Genomic DNA, 17462 nt, shown 5'->3' with positions numbered 1-17462 from the left:
TTATCCTGATACGTCATACTTCTATCTTGATACGCTTACCGCTTGATACTAAAAATGCTCAAATTTCGGCTTATTCTATTCCTTTTAGTTACCGGTTGCAGTTTTGTTGTAGCCCAACCTTTGGTTAGGGTATCAGGAATAGTTTATAGTGACGAAAAGTTGCCCCTGGCACAAGTTACTGTAACGGTGGTGGGGCAAGCACAATCTACCGTTACAGATGAATTTGGCGTTTATACGATTTATTCAAAATCGAAAACATTTAGTATCAAATATTCGCTCTTGGGCTACCAGCCTCAAATAATTGAATTTAGTGAACGCTCCGGTGCGCGAATTACCAGACAGGTTAACTTAATTGCCAATATTAATGAATTGGAGCAGGTTAATATTGCCAATAAGCAGAACCAGTTAAGCAATACCACTACAATCAATATAGGCGATGTCTCTTCCATTCCATTGGTTTCCGGAAATTTTGAAACCATGCTTAAAACCCTGCCCGGTGTATCTACAAATAATGAATTAAGTGCTCAGTACAGTGTTCGCGGAGGTAATTTTGATGAAAATTTGATTTACATTAATGATGTGGAAATTAACCGACCTGTATTGATCCGTAACGGGCAGCAGGAAGGTTTAAGCTTTATCAATGCTGATCTGGTGAGTAAAGCGAGATTTTCAGCAGGTGGTTTCGAAGCAAAATATGGAGACAAACTTTCCTCTGTTCTGGATATCAGGTATGAGAAGCCAGATAGCAATCAAACCATATTGAGTACAAGTTTATTAAATACGTCATTAAGTACTAAGCGGGTATTTAAACGCAGTTTTCTATTGGCGGGTTTGCGGTACAAGAATAACACTAGTGTTTTAATTAGGCAGGATGAAAAGGGAAGCTATAATCCTAATTATGCCGATGCACAGGTGCTTTATCAATACGATTTTTCCCATGAATTCAGCATCAGCTTTTTAAGCAATTTCAATATTGGTCAGTTTAAGTTATTGCCTACCAATCGCGAAACACAGTTTGGTACGCTAAGTACAACGCTGAAATTGGATGTTGATTATACCGGGCAGGAAATAGATGACTACCAAACTTTTGGAAATGCCATTACAGCTGCTTATTCGCCCAAACCCAATTTAGTGGTTAAATTTATAAACAGTTATTTTAATACCATTGAACGCGAGCGTTTCGATATTAATGGAAGCTATGTTTTTGCTGAGGTAGATAAGAATTTTAATGGTGAAAACTTTGGACAGGTCAGCAAAAGCAGAGGTATAGGCACTTACTACAATTATGGCCGAAACAGTTTAAATACTCAGGTTTTTGCTTCAGAAATAAAAGTTGACCAGAATTTTAACAATCATGTTTTTTCATGGGGGCTGAAATTTGACCAGTCTAGGTACGGCGATCAGTTAAATGAGTATAACTATACGGATTCTGCAGGATATATTTTGCCTAATCATTCGAAAGATATTACTTTACAGAATGTCATTAACGTTAGAAACAATATTGATATAAAAAATTACAGCACTTACATTCAGGACAGTTATTCCCTTTCCAGTTTAGCGGAATTACAATTGGGCGCCAGGGCTACTTATAACTCTTTAAGCAAACAATTGCTGATCAGTCCGAGAATGTTAATTGCATACCGTCCAAATTCCAACAACAAAATATTACGATTTACTGCAGGTATTTATCATCAGCCCCCATCGTACCGGACCATCCGCGATTTTTCGGGTATATTAAATATAAATCAAAAGGCGCAGCGTTCTTATAATACATCAATAGGTTATGATTATGCTTTTGACGGTTTTGGAACCCGATTGAAATTTACTTCAGAGTTTTATTTTAAATATTCTGACCGGCTAATCCCATATAAAATAGATAACTTAAGGATTAAATACCTGGCAAATGAAGTTTCGCATGGTTATGCTTACGGTGCTGATTTTAGCGTTGGAGGCGAATTCGTTAAAGACCTGGTTTCTTATTTCAGAATGTCCGTAATGCATGCCAACGAAGATATTATCGGCGATAGTTATATTCAGAATGGAAGTAAGATTTATCCAGGTTATCTAAAACGGCCAACAGATCAACGCCTCAATTTCTCCATATTTTTTCAGGATAGGCTCTTGAACAGTCCGACCTATAAAGTTCACCTCAATGCAGTTTATGGTTCACGTTTACCAATAGGCCCGTCGCAAACACCAAGGTATTTGGATAAATTTTATGTTCCTGCTTACAAGCGGGTAGACATCGGTTTTTCTAAAGACTTTTTAGATGATGCAGCCTTGCATAAACCCAAATTTCTGGATAGAAATTTTAATGCCGTAATTCTGTTTTTCGAGGTTTTTAACATGCTGAATATTAACAATACAGTATCGTATCTTTGGTTAAAAGATGTAGATAATGTTCAATACGCAATTCCAAATTATTTAACAGGCAGGCAGTTTAACCTGAAGCTGATTGTAAAATTAAAAAATTAGCCAGGGAAATTACAAGTTCAATTCTATAAGCCGGAGATACATTTTTCCTGTCAAACGTCTCTAAATATGCAAAATTTAGATAAATCGGTTTAATTGTAAAAACTGCAATAAACCTATCGTTTTGAAGGCTTTTTTTAACAAAATTTAATTTTTTAGGTAACGATTTTATAAGCATAACTGCTTTAAAAATTTTACATTTACGCCCATAAAACATTATATAATAAGATGAAGCATAATTTTGGCGCAGGCCCTTGTATTTTACCTCAAGAAGTGTTTAAACAAGCCGCTCAGGCTGTTTTAGATTTTAACGATGGATTATCGATTTTAGAGATTTCGCACAGAACAACCGAATTTGAGGCAGTTGTTGCAGAAGCTGATAAGTTGGTAAAAGAATTATTAAATGTGCCATCGGGTTATTCCGTTTTATTTTTACAGGGTGGTGCAAGTTTACAGTTTGCCATGGTACCGATGAACTTATTGGGCGATGGACAAACAGCAAGTTATTTAGATACTGGTGTTTGGGCAACAAAAGCATTGAAAGAAGCTAAATTTATCGGTAATGTAAATGTAGTGGCATCATCTAAGGATGCAAATTATACCTTTATTCCAAAGGATTTTGAAATCCCTGCTGATAGTGCTTACTTCCACTATACCTCAAACAATACCATTTACGGAACTGAACTTTTTGAAGTACCTAAAACAGACATTCCTGTGGTTTGCGATATGTCTTCTGATATCATGAGCCGCGTAATCGATGTTTCTAAATTTGATTTAATTTATGCAGGTGCTCAAAAAAATGTAGGTCCGGCAGGCTTAACCATTGCTATAGTAAAAAATGAGGTTTTAGGTAAAATCGATCGTAAAATTCCTTCGATGTTGAATTATCAATCACATATTGATAATGATTCGATGTACAATACGCCTCCGGTTTTTTCTATTTACGTGGCTTTATTAAACTTACGCTGGTTAAAATCCAAAGGTGGTGTAGCTGAAATTGAGAAAGAAAATAAACAAAAAGCAGAAGCACTTTACAGGGAGATCGACCGCAATTCCTTATTTAAAGGAACTTGTGCTGTTGAAGACCGCTCTAGAATGAATATTTGTTTCGTGATGGAAAATCCGGAGCTGGAGAAACCATTTTTAAAGTATGCAGAGGAGCAAGGAATTGTGGGTATCAAAGGCCACAGAAGTGTGGGTGGTTTCCGTGCATCAATGTATAACGCCTTACCAATTACAAGTGTACACGCTTTAATTGATGCCATGCAATCATTTGAAGAAAAACAAGCAAAAGCAAATTAATTTAAATTTTAACTGCAGAAGATTACCATGATTATTCAATCGGTGTAATCGTTTTAATCTGTGCCATCATATATAAAATGATTAAAATATTAGCAAACGACGGAATTGATCCGATCGGAAAAGAATTATTAGAAAAGGCAGGTTTTCAGGTTGATACGGAAACCATTGCGCAAGATCAATTAGCTGAAGCTTTAAAAAACTATGATGCCATTACGGTGCGCAGTGCGACAAAAGTTAGAAAAGAACTGATTGATGCCGTACCCAATATTAAATTAATTGGCAGAGGTGGCGTTGGTATGGATAATATTGATGTAGAATATGCACGCAGTAAAGGTGTTGCAGTAGTAAATACGCCAGCTGCTTCTTCTTTGTCAGTTGCTGAATTAGTATTCTCACACTTATTTACCGGTATCAGATTTTTACAGGATGCCAACCGTAAAATGCCTGTTGAAGGCGCAACACAGTTTAACAACCTTAAAAAAGCTTACGCTAAAGGAACGGAGTTAAGCGGTAAAACCATAGGTATTATCGGTTTTGGCCGTATTGGCCGTGCCACTGCAAAAGTAGCTTTAGGCCTGGGGATGAATGTTCTGGCTTATGATTTATATCCTTCAGAATCAGAAATCACATTAGAATTTCAAGGTGGAAAGTCAGTAAGTATCCCGATTAAGACGGTTTCTTTAGAGGAAGTAATCACCGGAAGTGATTTCCTGAGTTTGCACACGCCATTTGCTGACAAGCCTATTTTAGGTGCTGAAGAATTTGCTAAAATGAAAAAAGGCGTTGGTATTGTAAACTGTTCCCGAGGTGGAACAATTGATGAGCCGGCTTTAATTGAAGCGCTTAATGCTGGTCAGGTTTCTTTTGCTGGTTTAGACGTTTTTGATAACGAACCTACGCCGTTAGCTGAAATTCTAACCCATCCAAAAATTTCGTTAACACCGCACATCGGTGCCTCTACAAACGAAGCCCAGGAACGTATTGGTACAGAACTGGCTACTTTGATTATTGAACATTTTAAGAAATAAAGCTTTTTGCCGTCACCCTGAACTTGGTTTAGGGGCTTTTCAGAACAGATGCTGAAATGAATCCGGTAGCTATCTTTATCAGCATGACGAACTTATAAAAAGACCAATCTCGGATTGGTCTTTTTTAATCTAACGCTTTTGTTAACACCCAATAACGATAACCGAGAATAGCCTTTTGCCATTTGCTTAACTTATTTGGATCTTTTTTATAAAAACCTGGCAAAATGGCATTGTTGATTTTGACAAGGGCTTTAAACAGTGCTTTTTTCATACCTTTTATATCGCTGTAGTTTCTTGTTGAAGAAATAAAAGCCGCCTGCCGTTACCAAAATCAGGAATGCAATGATGTAGGTTGATAGACTACCTTTACTATTTTTCGCTAAATCTTCTTTAAGCTGTGCATTCTGATCCTGCAATTTTTTAATGGTATGCAGGTAAGCCTCGATCCGCTCTTGAGAATGATCTGCGACGGCCACTTTTTGCTGATTCTGCAGGTCTTTATAATCCATTAATATTTTTAACTCCTTAAAAATATTATTATCGGTCAATACCACTTGTCGAAGAATTTCATTTGAATTTTTAATATCTTTCTTCGTTTGCCAGCCAAAAATTCCTGATCGTTGTGTTAAACTTTCATCATATTGACCAAATTTTGTACTTCGCTCTTGAAGCAAAGCATTTACTTTAACCCGTTGCGCTGCATAAGCTGCAGAATCCTGTTGGGCAAAAGCTTCCAGACTAAACAAGATAACCGAGAGCAGGTAAACATATTTCTTCATTTGCTATAAACGCGAAAAGGATAGAAGTTGTTTTGATTAGTACAATGGTTCACCAGCCATTTGCTCATTGGTAATACAAAGCGCCAAAAATATTTGTCATCTCGATTGGAATGAAACGAATGCCTGCCCGTAAAAGCGGGTTGAAATCTTTTTAGAAATAATTCCTGTAGTAAATTAAGCTTCGCTGAGCACTTACTTGGCTCTCGTCACTCGCTTTGCTTAGCTTGAAATGACTATAATTTTAGGTCTATTGATCTGAGTTGTTTCTTTAATCTTTTCGCTTTAGTCTTTCGGCTTGCTAAGAATGAAACTCAACCCTCACAATATCGCCTAAATGTAAGCCTAACAAGCCACTTGCTTTGCCCTTATTGATGGCGATCTCCAAATGGTTACTAATACCGAACAGGCAAAGTTTTTCGCCTTCCTGCACTTCGTTATAATGCCAGCTTAACTGCGTGATCGTTTCACTTTTTCTAAAGTATAAAGTGAAGTCCCTGTTTTTCTGTATTTTGGTAAAAAGATCTTTGGTGATGTTGGTAATCACATTGCAAAAAGTATCAATATAAACTACACTCCCACGAATCATATTCTGTTCAATAACAGGATGTAAAAGCATCTTTTGCTCAATCTCAGCTACAGGTAAACCAATGTCTTTCAGTTTACCACCTTTGGCCAGATGCGTTGCTGCCTTAACAAAAATATCCACCAGGGGGAAGTGCAGGTATTTCAAATCCTGCATGATGTTCAGCTCCACCACATCCTCCGGAGCCTCATCAAAAAGAAGTGAGAAGATTCCATTATCAGCACCTACAAAAAAGTGATCACGGTGTTTTACGGCAATGTACTTGGTGTTTTCGCTATATACTGAGTCTATACCGATCAGGTGTACGGTATTCTTTGGGAAGTAGGGATAAGCATTTTTTAAAACGAAGGCCGCGTATGATATATTGAATGAGGGTACTTCGTGGGTAATATCAACTAAATTAACATTAGGCATCAGACTCAACAGACTACCTTTAAGGGCGCTCTGGTAAAAGTCTTTTGAACCTAAATCTGTTGTTAAAGTAATTATCCCCATTAAAAATTCATTATTATTGCTTATTCTTGTGTACAGGCCTAAGCGTCTGCAAATATTCAAATTTTAATTAATATACCCCGATAACTTTTTAAAATACTACAATTTGAACGAATTAAAATTAACCCTGGATAGCGTAAATCCTGCTCACTTTTGGGGGGCGAACAATGAGAATTACGAAATGATTAAAGGTGCTTTCGCGAAGTTAAAATTGGTGGCGAGAGGTAGTGATGTTAAGGTTCTCGGTGATGAACAGGAACTTAAGGCTTTCGAAGAGAAGTTTAATCAACTGGTTGCGCACCTCGAAAAATACAGCTCGCTAAGCAATAATGATGTAGAAAACATACTTGGTGCAAAGGCTTCGGGCGTTGCAAAAAAAGATACAGAACAATCTTCAGGTGGGGGCGGAGAAGTAATTGTTTTCGGTACGAACGGCCTGTTGGTAAAAGCCAGAACAGCAAACCAACGTAAAATGGTAAACAGTATCGCTAAAAACGATATTTTATTTGCCATTGGTCCGGCGGGTACCGGAAAAACTTATACTGCAGTAGCTTTAGCTGTAAGGGCATTGAAAAATAAAGAAATTAAACGGATTATTCTCACCAGGCCTGCGGTGGAAGCAGGGGAGAATCTTGGTTTCTTACCAGGTGATTTAAAGGAGAAAATCGATCCTTATCTACGTCCCCTTTACGATGCGTTGGATGATATGATTCCGGCAGAAAAACTGAAATTTTACATTGAAAACCGTACGATAGAAATTGCTCCGCTGGCATTTATGCGGGGGCGTACCCTTGATAATTGCTTTGTGATACTTGACGAGGCGCAAAACGCAACCGATATGCAGTTAAAGATGTTTTTAACCCGTATGGGACCAACAGCTAAATTTATTGTTACCGGCGATGTTACCCAGGTAGACTTACCTAAAAAACAGATGTCGGGTTTGTTTAATGGCTTAAGAATTTTAGAAGATATTAAAGGAATAGATATAATTTATTTAAGCGGGGAAGACGTAGTAAGGCATAAACTGGTTAAAGATATTTTGAAAGCTTACGGTGATATCCAATAATTAAGTCCTGAAGTCAGAGGAACGAAAGTCGAAGGTCCGAAGTTTAAATCTTTCATTAGAAATACTTCGGACTTTTTTATTGTTACAACTTTTTGTCGTCCTATTCCGGTCTTCGGAGTTTCCTACTTTTTTCCTATTTTTACCGCCTCATGAAAGCACTTAAAGAAACCCATTTTAATTTCCCAAATCAGAGCAATTTTTACAAAGGTAAGGTTCGCGATGTGTATACCATAGCTGATCAGTTTATGGTAATGGTAGTATCAGACCGGATCTCGGCATTTGATGTGGTATTGCCAGAGGCTATCCCATTTAAAGGACAGGTTTTAAATCAGATCGCAGCCAAGTTTTTGGCCGCTACACAGGATATTGTACCAAATTGGGTTTTGTCAGTGCCAGATCCAATGGTTACCATTGGCCGTATCTGTGAGCCGTTTAAGGTAGAAATGGTCATCAGAGGTTATCTAGCTGGTCATGCCTGGCGTGAATACAGTGCCGGAAAACGGTCTGTTTGTGGTGTTTCTTTACCTGATGGATTAAAAGAGAATGATAAATTGCCTCAGCCCATTATTACCCCGACCACCAAAGCTGCTGTTGGCCACGATGAAGATATTTCGAAGGAAGATATATTGGCAAAAGGAATTGTTTCCTTAGCAGATTACGAGCAGTTAGAACAATACACCTATGCGCTTTACCAACGTGGAACTGAAATCGCGGCAAAAAGCGGATTGATTTTGGTTGATACGAAGTACGAATTTGGCAAGGCCGATGGTGTAATCTATCTGATTGACGAAATTCATACGCCTGATTCATCACGTTATTTCTATGCAGAAGGATATCAGGAACGTCAGGATCGTAATGAGCCACAAAAACAGCTTTCAAAAGAATTCGTACGTAAGTGGTTAATTGAAAACGGATTTCAAGGTAAGGATGGTCAGGTAGTTCCGGAAATGACGAATGAAATTGTTAATTCTATTTCGGAGCGTTATATCGAACTGTATGAAAAAATTGTAGGAGAGCACTTTATAAAAGCTGATGCTGATGCAATCTCAAGCCGAATTGAAGCCAATGTTTTAAAGGCTTTGGAAACACTTTAAATCCGAAAGAAATTTATACATTAGTAAAATAAAGAGAAGAGAGCGATGAAATTTTCAGTAGATAAACACGATAAATATGTAACCTTAAAGTTAGAGGAAAATAAGTTTACAAATGATAATGCCCCGGGTTTGAAGGCAGAATTCTACTTGCTTAATGCAGAGGGATTTAAGAATATAGTTGTTGATTTAAGTGCTGTTACCGAATGTAATGATGCACAGGATCTAAGCTGTTTACTTGCTGGCGACAGGCTTTGTAAATCGGCAGGCGGATTATTTATTGTAACTGGAATTAACGATGAGCTGGCGTCGATTGTCGAATTATCAAACATATTTCAATCTGTAATGTTTGTTAATACAATAGACGAGGCTACTGATTTTATCTTTATGGAGGAGTTGGAGAAAGAGTTTAGAGGAGATAGATAACAAAATATTTAAATAACATTCTGGCCTCGTAGTTTCTAAAATCTACGGGGCTTTTTATATATTATCATGATGAAATTTGAAGTTACAATTTTAGGAAGCAGTTCCGCTACACCGGTATTTAACAGAAATCCCTCCGCACAGCTTTTAAATTGTAATGAAAAATATTACCTGATCGATTGTGGTGAAGGCACACAACAACAACTGGCTAAATATAATCTTAAAGCGGCGCGTATAGATTACATTTTTATCAGTCACTTACATGGTGATCATTACTTTGGTTTAATCGGACTGTTATCCAGTTTGCATTTAAACGGCCGGATAAAACCGATAAAGATATTTGGTCCTAAGCCTTTACTAGAGATTTTGGAAATCCAGTTCAAATACTCCGATACCGTACTCAGGTATCCGATTGAATTTTTTCCAATTGAAGCTGATCAATCTATTCAGATATTCGAAAACAGTGATCTGACAGTTAAAACGATTGTTTTAAACCACCGCATTCCAACTACCGGTTTTATATTTCAGCAAAAGAAGCGTCAGCGTAAGTTGATAAAAGAGAAGAGTGATCAGGTGCCGATGGCTTATTATACGGCCTTAAAAAAAGGAATGGATGTTGAACTGCCAAATGGCGATATCTTACGTAGTGAAGATTATACGACAGAAGCGGATGCACCACGTTGCTATGCTTACTGTTCAGACACCTTATTTGATGAAAGTTATTTTGCTACCATAAAAGATTGCGATACCTTGTATCATGAAGCTACTTTTATGCACGATTTATTGGAAAGGGCTAAAGAAACGCATCACACAACTGCTTTACAGGCAGGAGAGGTTGCTAAAATTACAGGAGCTAAGAAATTACTCATCGGGCATTTTTCTTCACGTTATAAAACTTTGCAAATGCTTTTTGAAGAAGCGCAATCTGTTTTTGAAAATACAGAACTAGCTGTTGAGGGCAGGACTTTTCAGCTGTAAGCATTTTTCAACCACAGCTTACAAAGAGGGAGGCACCGGGTAACGCAGAGGTTATATCGGGGCTGTCATGCTAAATTTATCATGAACTTCCCGGCTGGACTATCCAGATTCATAAATTTATAGATTCTTATGTGCTGCCATCATTTTAAAGTTGCGGTCTTTGCGACTTATCTTTGCGCGCTTTGAGGTTAAAAAATACACTATTTCAATACCTCTCAGTTTACGCTGTGTTTATTCTCAATGTGCTCTGTGGTAAAAAAATAGTAACTATATATATCAACTTCCATTTCAGTTTTTAAGATCCTTCACTGCGTTAAGGATAACAGATGAGCATTCCGCTTCGCTTGTACGCTGTGCTTATTCTTGGCATACGCTGTAGTAAAAAAGAGTAAACTATAATAATTTCAATTACAAAAAAGCCTCGCAATTTACACTGCAAGGCTTCCTGAATTATAAAATTAAATTTACTTATCTTTTTTATTACCACCACCAAATACAGAGAAGTGAACATAACGTTTAGGGTTAGCTTTTAAATCAATCATCAGTTCATCAAGATTTTTTGAAGCATTATTTAAATTCTGATACATTTTATCGTCATTCAATAACAAGCCTAAACTGCCTTTTCCACTTTTAATTCCCGATATTACGCTTTGTAAATCAGCAATTGCATTATTTGCATTATCTAAAGTCTGTTTAAAGTTAGCTGCTGCAAACTTATCAGTAACGGTATTGATATTCGTTAAGATATCACTTATTTTTTGATTGTTGTTATTTAAGTTGGCCGTAATACCTTCAACGTTTTTGAAGATGGCTTCAATACGGGCGCTTTCCGAACCAACCAGACCATCAACTTTTTTAGAAGTTGTTTCTAAAGATGCTAATGTACCTGCTATGCTATTAAAGCTTCTATCAACATTTTTTTGGAAGTTAGGATTTAGGATAGAATTCACACTACTTAAGATAGAGTCCATCTTACCAATAATTAACTCCGCTTTCTTTTGAACCGGTTGAACCTGTTCCATCAGGCCTTTTTCAACATTGGCATTTAAAGTGTATCCGTCTTCGGCCATTTTTTTCGAGTCACCTAACGACATTACAATAGCTTTGCTTCCCAACAAATCCGTACCTTCTAAACGGGCAATACTATTTTCAGGAATTTCATACTTGCTATTGATGCTTAAGGTGGCAATAATGCTACCATCTCCCTGTAGTTCCAGTTTAGCTACCCGGCCAATCTGATAACCATTAATAAGTACGGGTTTTGATACCGTTAAACCATCAACCCTTGTGTATTTTGCAAATAATGTGGTTTCATTTGAGAAAATTGAATTTCCTTTTAAAAAGTTATATCCAATTATCAATAAAGCAATGGCAAATGCAGCTAAAATACCTACTTTGGTTTCGTTCTTAATCTTCATGAGTGTTTTATTTAATGGTTACAAGTGTTGAAGTATCACTTCTTCACTTGCAAGAGCGTAAATGTTTTATTGTACCAAACCCTATAAATACACAAAGGTGGCACTATTTGTTTGGTATCTGTTTTATATTTTTCCAAAGTTAAGATAACTATCACTTATAATGCCAGTTATTTAACCTCAATATTTTTTTTGTATGTTTTTATGGCTTCCAAAATAGAACTGGCAATCTCATTCTGCCCGTTTTGTGAGTTAATGTATTTTTCTTCCTCTGTATTTGAAATAAAGCCTACTTCTGTTAAAACGGCAGGCATGCCACAGCGTTGCAATACTAAAACTCCCTGTTCTTTAACCCCACGACTCATTCGTTCATCCCTTTTGATGTAACTGTTCTGTATTAATTTTGCAAATTTAATGCTTTTGTCTCTAAAGGTATTTTTTAAAAGCGAAAAAAGAATAAAACTGCTGGGGTTACTGGGATCATAACCATCGTACTTACTTTTGTAATTCTTCTCCAATTTAATATCGGCATTTTCCCTGATGGCTGCATCTTGTTCCTTTAACCGGTGAGAGCCCGCCACAAGTGTTTCTACCCCTTTGATATGTTTGTTGCCTGGCGGCATCGAATTACAGTGGATGGATATAAAAAGATCTGCATTGGCTTCATTAGCTATTTCTGCACGTTTGTATAAATCAACATCTACATCGGTTTTGCGCGTAAAAATGACTTTAATTTCAGGCATTTCGTCGTTTAATAACGCCCCTAATTTTAATGCTACTTTCAGGGCTATATCTTTTTCTTTCGAAAAACTACCTGATGCGCCGGGTTTTCTTCCGCCATGACCGGGGTCAATAACAATTGTTTTGATCTTATAGCCCTGAGCAGGTGCTTTTTGAACAGCCACTAACGAAAATAAGATGATTGTGATCAGCAGTTTAAACTTCATGCAGGCAGGTTGTTAAAATGATGTTTCGGCTATACGTTTATAATTTTTAATTGCTTTAACAATTCCACTTACAATTTCATTTTGTCCCTCAGGAGAATTCATGTAATCTTCTTCTTCAGGGTTACTCACAAAACCTATCTCAGTTAATACTGCTGGCATTGCTGCACGTGCCAATACCGCAAGGCTTTTTTCCTGTACTCCTCTGTTGATGCGTCCGGCATTTACATATTCCTGTTGGAGCAATGATGAAAACTTTAAACTTCTTTCTCTGTTGGTTTGTTTCATTAAGGATAACATAATGTCACTCTCAGGGGTATTCGCGATAAATCCCTCATAGTTTTTCTGGTAATTCTCTTCCAGAAACATCGATGCATTTTCCCGTTTTATCACTTCATCCTGCTCCCCTAAACGGCCCGTTCCGGACACAAAAGTTTCAGTTCCCCTGGTTGAAGTACTTTTAGAGGTAACCGTACGGTAAACCGGTACTTTTCTGCCTCTTACTTTTTTATAATAATCTACCACTCTGGATACCCTAACCGGCATATCATTTAAGTGAATGGAAATAAATAAATCTGCTTTTGCATTATTTGCAATGTTGATCCGCTCATAAAGCGGAATAAACACATCAGTCTCACGGGTGTAAATCACTTTAATATCTTTTAAGCTATCCTGAAGTGCACGACCAAGGTTTAACGCGGTTTTAAGCGCCACATCTTTTTCCTTTGAATACACCCCGTGAGTTGCACCGTCTTTACCACCGTGACCGGCATCTATCACAATTGTTTTAATTTTATAACCCTGTGCAAGCACTTGATTATCAGTTAAATTTGATAGCGTCAGATAAATAATAATGGTTAAAATGGATTTAAGATACATCAATGGTATATTTTTCACTAATTTTGAACGTTTTTGATTAAACATTTGTGCAAAAATAACATTCAAATACGAATTTGAAACCCCTCAAGAGCTCTATTTTTCTAATATCTGTCATTTTATTAACACATGTTGTTAGTAAAGCTAACGCATTTTCTCGTTTTTCATTGCAACAGATCGTTCAGCAAGACACTGTCAAAAAAGATTCAGTTAAAAAGACAGGTAAAAATAATAGTAGTATCGACCAGAAGGTTGAATACAAAGCAGAAGATTCCGTTAAAATGAGCGCTGACAAAAGCATTGTCTATTTGTATGGAAACGCAAGGGTGGTATATGGTGATTTTGAGCTGGATGCGGCTTATATCAAATATGATAAAAAGCAAAATTCTATTTATGCCCGTGGTGTTAAAGATCCAAAAACCGGTAGGTATACAGGAAAACCGATCTTTAAATCGGGTGCTGAAGGCACTGCGATTGCGGATTCTATTTTTTACAATTCAGAAACAACCCGGGCCAAAGTATATGGCGTTTTTTCTGAACAGGAGGGCGGCTTTTTCTCCGGTGGGCAAAGTAAAAAGCAGATAGATGATGAACTACACGTTAAAAACGTGATGTACAGTACCTGTAACCTTCCTCATCCGCATTTTGGGTTGATGATTTCTAAAGGGGTAGTAACAGAAAAACAGATCATTACCGGTCCGGTTTACATGATTATTGAAGATGTTCCCACTTTTTTGGGTTTGCCATTTGCATTTTTTCCTAAACCGAATAAACGAACGTCGGGTGTTATCCTGCCTACACCGGGTGAAGATGCAACGAGAGGCTTTTTCTTACAAAACGGGGGGTATTATCTCGGATTAAATGATTATTGGGATGCTAAACTTCTCGGTTCTATTTATACCAATGGTTCTTATGAAACAAGTTTACTCAGTAACTATACCAAAAGATATAAGTTTAACGGTAATATTAACCTTGCTTACGCTAGCTTTAAAGATGGTTTGGAAGGGACTGATGCATTTAACAATCCGACCAAAAACTTCAGTATTAACTGGAGCCACAGTCAAAATGCCAATGCTAACCCAGGTACAACGTTCAGCGCGAGTGTAAGACTGGTTTCAACAGGAAGAAAGGGATATTATAGAAATACGGCAGCCGGGACTACTTATGATATTAATACCATCGCTACTAACTCAACAAGTAGTAGCATCAGTTATGCAAAGGCCTATTCAAACGGTATGAATTTCTCTTTGGCTGCATCAAGTGATCAGACCTTAAGTACCAGGGCAATATCGCTAAGGCTGCCGGAAATGACCTTTAACGTGCCTACTTTTAATCCGTTTAGTTCTAAAAGCGCTGTCGGCGAACAAAAATGGTATCAAAAAATTACAGTGGGCTATAGTTTACAAGGAACAAACCGCATCGACACTTTTGATAGTTTGCTGTTTCAAAATGATGGTTTAAAACGGCTAAGAAGTGGTTTTGCACACAGTATACCGTTAAATATGTCGTTTACAGCTCTGAAATACCTTAATTTCAGTCTGGGCGGCACCTATAACGAGGTATGGAATTTTCAGAGTGTGAACAGAAGATATACGAGTTTTGCCGATAATACTTTTTCTTTCAGGGAAGATACCGTTAGTGGTTTTAAAAGAGCCGGTAGTTATAGCTTATCAACAAGTATGTCGACGAAAATATATGGCAGAAGGGATTTTAATCCTGCAGGTAAGATTCAGGCATTGCGTCATGTAATGACTCCAAACGTATCTTTTTCTTATTCACCAGATTTTACAAAAGCAGGCGCAGGACCTTTTCGCCCGGCAATAGATCAGAATGGAAATCAGATTTATACCAGTGGACAGCCTTTAAAATATTCTATTTTTGATGGCATGGCGCAGCAAGGCTCGTTTGGCGGTCCTAATGCATCTATTGGTTTTGGCCTGGATAATACGGTAGAATTAAAGGTGAGGAATAAGAATGATACAACCGGAACAGGTTCTAAAAAAATTCCGATCATTCAAGGTTTGAGTTTCAGTGGCTCGTATAATTTCCTGGCTACATCTTATAAGTTGTCTACAATTGGTTTTAGCGGACGGTCTCAGTTCACCGATAAATTAGGGATAAACTATAACGGAACGTTAGATCCATATTCGCTAGCGGCTGATACCATACCGGGTTCTACACGCCGGATCAGACAAGATCGTTATTTCTGGCAAAGTGGTAAATTTTTGCCGCGCCTGGCCAATTTTGGTTTCTCATTCGACTACAGTTTAAATCCGGAGGCTTTGAAACGTAAAAATGAGGCTAATGACAAGTTAGGGGCGGCGGCCAACAAGAAGGGGCTAACAGATATACAGTCTGAACAGTTAGCCGCGATCAGCCGTGATCCGAATGCATTCGTTGATTTTAACATTCCCTGGAATTTCTCATTCTCCTACAGTTTTCAATATTCAAATGATGGAAACATTAATACCGTTTCGAATACATTAAACTTTAATGGCGATGTTAATTTAACACCAAAATGGAAGATTACCTTTAATTCAGGATACGATTTTAAGAACAATGGTTTAACGCCTATGAATTTGGCTATTTACCGCGATTTACATTGCTGGGATATGAGTGTAAACTGGGTTCCGTATGGTGCTTATAAAAGTTATTCCGTAACTATAAAGGTTAAGGCATCTATATTACAGGACTTAAAATTGAGCAAAAGACAGGGTTTTTACAACACATACCGATAAATTTATGCTAGCCGAAATTATTACCATTGGCGATGAGATACTCATTGGCCAGATCGTTGATACCAATTCTGCATGGATGGCTAAACAGTTAAATTTAATTGGGGTTGCCGTTAAGCAGATTACCTCAGTTTCTGACGACGAACAGCATATTTTAGAAGCACTCGAACTTGCTGAGAAACGCGCAGATCTGATATTAATTACCGGTGGCCTGGGACCAACCAAAGATGACATTACTAAAAAAACTTTGGCAAAGTATTTTAATATGGGCTTCCGCAATGACCCCGCTGCATTGGAAATGGTCCGTCAGATTTTCGAAAAACATAAGCGCCCGTTATTGGATATCAATATACAGCAAGCCGATGTCCCTGATGGTTGTGACGTTATTGTCAATAAAAATGGTACTGCGCCCTGTATGTGGTTTGAACAAAACAATACAATTTTTGTATCAATGCCGGGCGTACCTTATGAGATGATGTATCTTATGGATGACGAGATTCTTCCAAGGATTACAAAGCGATTTAAGCTGCCGTTTATTGTACATAAAACTATTCTTACGGCAAATATCGGAGAATCATTTCTGGCCAAAGAGATTGAAGAAATAGAGGATAACCTGCCGACACATATCAAACTGGCATATCTGCCAAAATTGGGACAAGTTCGCTTACGCTTATCGGCCAAAGGCCATAACGAAGCAGAGTTGAATAAAGAAGTTGAGAATTACGCCAGGCAGATCATTTCTAAAGTGAATAAGTTTGTGGTAACGGATGAAGATATTCCAATGGAAAAAGCTATTCTGGATCTGATGAAAAGTAAAGGGGTCACTTTATCAACGGCTGAAAGCTGTACTGGCGGATATATTGCACATTTAATTACGCAGCATCCCGGATCTTCATCAGTTTATTGGGGCGGGGCTGTAGCATACGCTTACGAACTTAAGGAATCCATTCTGGGCGTAAAAGAAAGCACTTTAAGCACTTTCGGTGCAGTAAGCGAAGAAACCGTAACTGAAATGGCGGAAGGAGCAATTAAACATTTCAAAACGGATTATGCACTTGCAGTAAGTGGTATCGCGGGTCCGGATGGTGGGACAGAAGAAAAACCGGTTGGTACGGTTTGGATTGCAGTTTCTTCAAAACACAAAACGGTCGCTAAGGTGTTTAATTTCAGTAACAAACGGATTCAAAACATCGAACGTTCTGCCGCTTCGGCTTTAGCGATGTTATTAAATCTCCTTAAAGAAACAGTTTAGAAAGAATAAAAACTGTATTTTTGTCG

Annotated in this window: 15 protein-coding genes; 9 read left to right on the top strand and 6 right to left on the bottom strand. The window is 37.7% G+C overall.

The annotated features are described in order from the left end of the window. The first annotated feature begins 54 nt into the window (after positions 1 to 54). From BM107_RS01785 to BM107_RS01770, 3 genes are all read left to right on the top strand, one after another. Positions 55 to 2475 (top strand): TonB-dependent receptor, encoded by a 2421-nt coding sequence (locus BM107_RS01785; RefSeq protein WP_090979635.1) that lies wholly within the window; start codon positions 55 to 57, stop codon positions 2473 to 2475. A gap of 225 nt (positions 2476 to 2700) precedes the next feature. Further along, entirely contained in the window at positions 2701 to 3774 is a 1074-nt protein-coding gene (gene serC / locus BM107_RS01775) for a 3-phosphoserine/phosphohydroxythreonine transaminase (RefSeq protein ID WP_090979631.1), read from the top strand. Between the two features lie 77 nt (positions 3775 to 3851). Continuing rightward, positions 3852 to 4802 (top strand): D-2-hydroxyacid dehydrogenase, encoded by a 951-nt coding sequence (locus BM107_RS01770; protein ID WP_186462395.1) that lies wholly within the window; start codon positions 3852 to 3854, stop codon positions 4800 to 4802. Positions 4803 to 4926: 124 nt separating this feature from the next. Here BM107_RS01770 and BM107_RS24845 read toward each other — a convergent pair whose 3' ends face one another. The 3 genes from BM107_RS24845 to BM107_RS01760 form a co-directional block, all read right to left on the bottom strand. Next, the gene (locus tag BM107_RS24845) at positions 4927 to 5073 is read right to left on the bottom strand and encodes a hypothetical protein (RefSeq protein WP_166672295.1); all 147 of its coding nucleotides are present in this window, start codon (positions 5071 to 5073) and stop codon (positions 4927 to 4929) included. Then, positions 5054 to 5581, bottom strand: coding sequence for a hypothetical protein (locus BM107_RS01765; protein WP_090979629.1), 528 nt, complete (start codon positions 5579 to 5581; stop codon positions 5054 to 5056). The genes BM107_RS24845 and BM107_RS01765 overlap by 20 nt, the downstream gene beginning before the upstream one ends. Before the next feature lie 298 nt (positions 5582 to 5879). Beyond that, positions 5880 to 6659, bottom strand: coding sequence for an SAM hydrolase/SAM-dependent halogenase family protein (locus BM107_RS01760; protein ID WP_090979628.1), 780 nt, complete (start codon positions 6657 to 6659; stop codon positions 5880 to 5882). Positions 6660 to 6762: 103 nt separating this feature from the next. On the opposite strand from BM107_RS01760, the gene BM107_RS01755 reads away from it, so the two are divergent. The 4 genes from BM107_RS01755 (at position 6763) to BM107_RS01740 (ending at position 10214) form a co-directional block, all read left to right on the top strand. Continuing rightward, positions 6763 to 7722 (top strand): PhoH family protein, encoded by a 960-nt coding sequence (locus BM107_RS01755; protein WP_090979626.1) that lies wholly within the window; start codon positions 6763 to 6765, stop codon positions 7720 to 7722. 149 nt (positions 7723 to 7871) lie between these two features. Further along, complete coding sequence (locus tag BM107_RS01750) at positions 7872 to 8816, top strand: phosphoribosylaminoimidazolesuccinocarboxamide synthase (RefSeq protein WP_090979624.1); 945 nt, start codon at positions 7872 to 7874, stop codon at positions 8814 to 8816. A gap of 45 nt (positions 8817 to 8861) precedes the next feature. Then, positions 8862 to 9239 (top strand): STAS domain-containing protein, encoded by a 378-nt coding sequence (locus BM107_RS01745; protein WP_090979622.1) that lies wholly within the window; start codon positions 8862 to 8864, stop codon positions 9237 to 9239. A 69-nt stretch (positions 9240 to 9308) separates the two neighbouring features. Then, on the top strand, positions 9309 to 10214 hold the full coding sequence (locus BM107_RS01740) for a ribonuclease Z (protein ID WP_090979620.1): 906 nt from the start codon (positions 9309 to 9311) through the stop codon (positions 10212 to 10214). 464 nt (positions 10215 to 10678) lie between these two features. Here the strand turns inward: BM107_RS01740 and BM107_RS01735 are convergent, their stop codons facing one another. The 3 genes from BM107_RS01735 to BM107_RS01725 all read right to left on the bottom strand — a co-directional run bounded on the left by BM107_RS01735 (position 10679) and on the right by BM107_RS01725 (position 13452). Then, positions 10679 to 11632, bottom strand: a complete 954-nt coding sequence (locus BM107_RS01735; protein WP_090979618.1) for an MlaD family protein — start codon at positions 11630 to 11632, stop codon at positions 10679 to 10681. 167 nt (positions 11633 to 11799) lie between these two features. After that, complete coding sequence (locus tag BM107_RS01730; protein ID WP_090979616.1) at positions 11800 to 12576, bottom strand: N-acetylmuramoyl-L-alanine amidase family protein; 777 nt, start codon at positions 12574 to 12576, stop codon at positions 11800 to 11802. 12 nt (positions 12577 to 12588) lie between these two features. Beyond that, a complete protein-coding gene (locus BM107_RS01725; protein WP_090979978.1) occupies positions 12589 to 13452 on the bottom strand; it encodes an N-acetylmuramoyl-L-alanine amidase family protein in 864 nt (287 codons plus the stop codon). A 164-nt stretch (positions 13453 to 13616) separates the two neighbouring features. Here BM107_RS01725 and BM107_RS01720 point away from each other — a divergent pair, with 164 nt between their 5' ends. Both BM107_RS01720 and BM107_RS01715 read left to right on the top strand, forming a co-directional pair. Continuing rightward, a complete protein-coding gene (locus BM107_RS01720) occupies positions 13617 to 16187 on the top strand; it encodes a putative LPS assembly protein LptD (protein WP_244278696.1) in 2571 nt (856 codons plus the stop codon). Between the two features lie 4 nt (positions 16188 to 16191). Further along, positions 16192 to 17436, top strand: a complete 1245-nt coding sequence (locus BM107_RS01715) for a competence/damage-inducible protein A (protein ID WP_090979612.1) — start codon at positions 16192 to 16194, stop codon at positions 17434 to 17436. Positions 17437 to 17462: the final 26 nt, after the last annotated feature.

This window comes from Pedobacter suwonensis, assembly GCF_900111825.1.
Lineage (GTDB): Bacteria > Bacteroidota > Bacteroidia > Sphingobacteriales > Sphingobacteriaceae > Pedobacter > Pedobacter suwonensis.
The sequence above is the reverse complement of the archived record's forward strand: the minus strand, read 5'-3'. Positions and strand labels throughout refer to the sequence as shown.

Bases quoted from the DNA above. Each gene is read 5' to 3' on its own strand.
- BM107_RS01785 (WP_090979635.1), top strand. From the start codon at position 55: ATGCTCAAATTTCGGCTTATTCTATTCCTTTTAGTTACCGGTTGCAGT.
- serC (WP_090979631.1), top strand. From the start codon at position 2,701: ATGAAGCATAATTTTGGCGCAGGCCCTTGTATTTTACCTCAAGAAGTG.
- BM107_RS01770 (WP_186462395.1), top strand. From the start codon at position 3,852: ATGATTAAAATATTAGCAAACGACGGAATTGATCCGATCGGAAAAGAA.
- BM107_RS24845 (WP_166672295.1), bottom strand. From the start codon at position 5,073: ATGAAAAAAGCACTGTTTAAAGCCCTTGTCAAAATCAACAATGCCATT.
- BM107_RS01765 (WP_090979629.1), bottom strand. From the start codon at position 5,581: ATGAAGAAATATGTTTACCTGCTCTCGGTTATCTTGTTTAGTCTGGAA.
- BM107_RS01760 (WP_090979628.1), bottom strand. From the start codon at position 6,659: ATGGGGATAATTACTTTAACAACAGATTTAGGTTCAAAAGACTTTTAC.
- BM107_RS01750 (WP_090979624.1), top strand. From the start codon at position 7,872: ATGAAAGCACTTAAAGAAACCCATTTTAATTTCCCAAATCAGAGCAAT.
- BM107_RS01745 (WP_090979622.1), top strand. From the start codon at position 8,862: ATGAAATTTTCAGTAGATAAACACGATAAATATGTAACCTTAAAGTTA.
- BM107_RS01740 (WP_090979620.1), top strand. From the start codon at position 9,309: ATGAAATTTGAAGTTACAATTTTAGGAAGCAGTTCCGCTACACCGGTA.
- BM107_RS01735 (WP_090979618.1), bottom strand. From the start codon at position 11,632: ATGAAGATTAAGAACGAAACCAAAGTAGGTATTTTAGCTGCATTTGCC.
- BM107_RS01730 (WP_090979616.1), bottom strand. From the start codon at position 12,576: ATGAAGTTTAAACTGCTGATCACAATCATCTTATTTTCGTTAGTGGCT.
- BM107_RS01725 (WP_090979978.1), bottom strand. From the start codon at position 13,452: ATGTATCTTAAATCCATTTTAACCATTATTATTTATCTGACGCTATCA.
- BM107_RS01715 (WP_090979612.1), top strand. From the start codon at position 16,192: ATGCTAGCCGAAATTATTACCATTGGCGATGAGATACTCATTGGCCAG.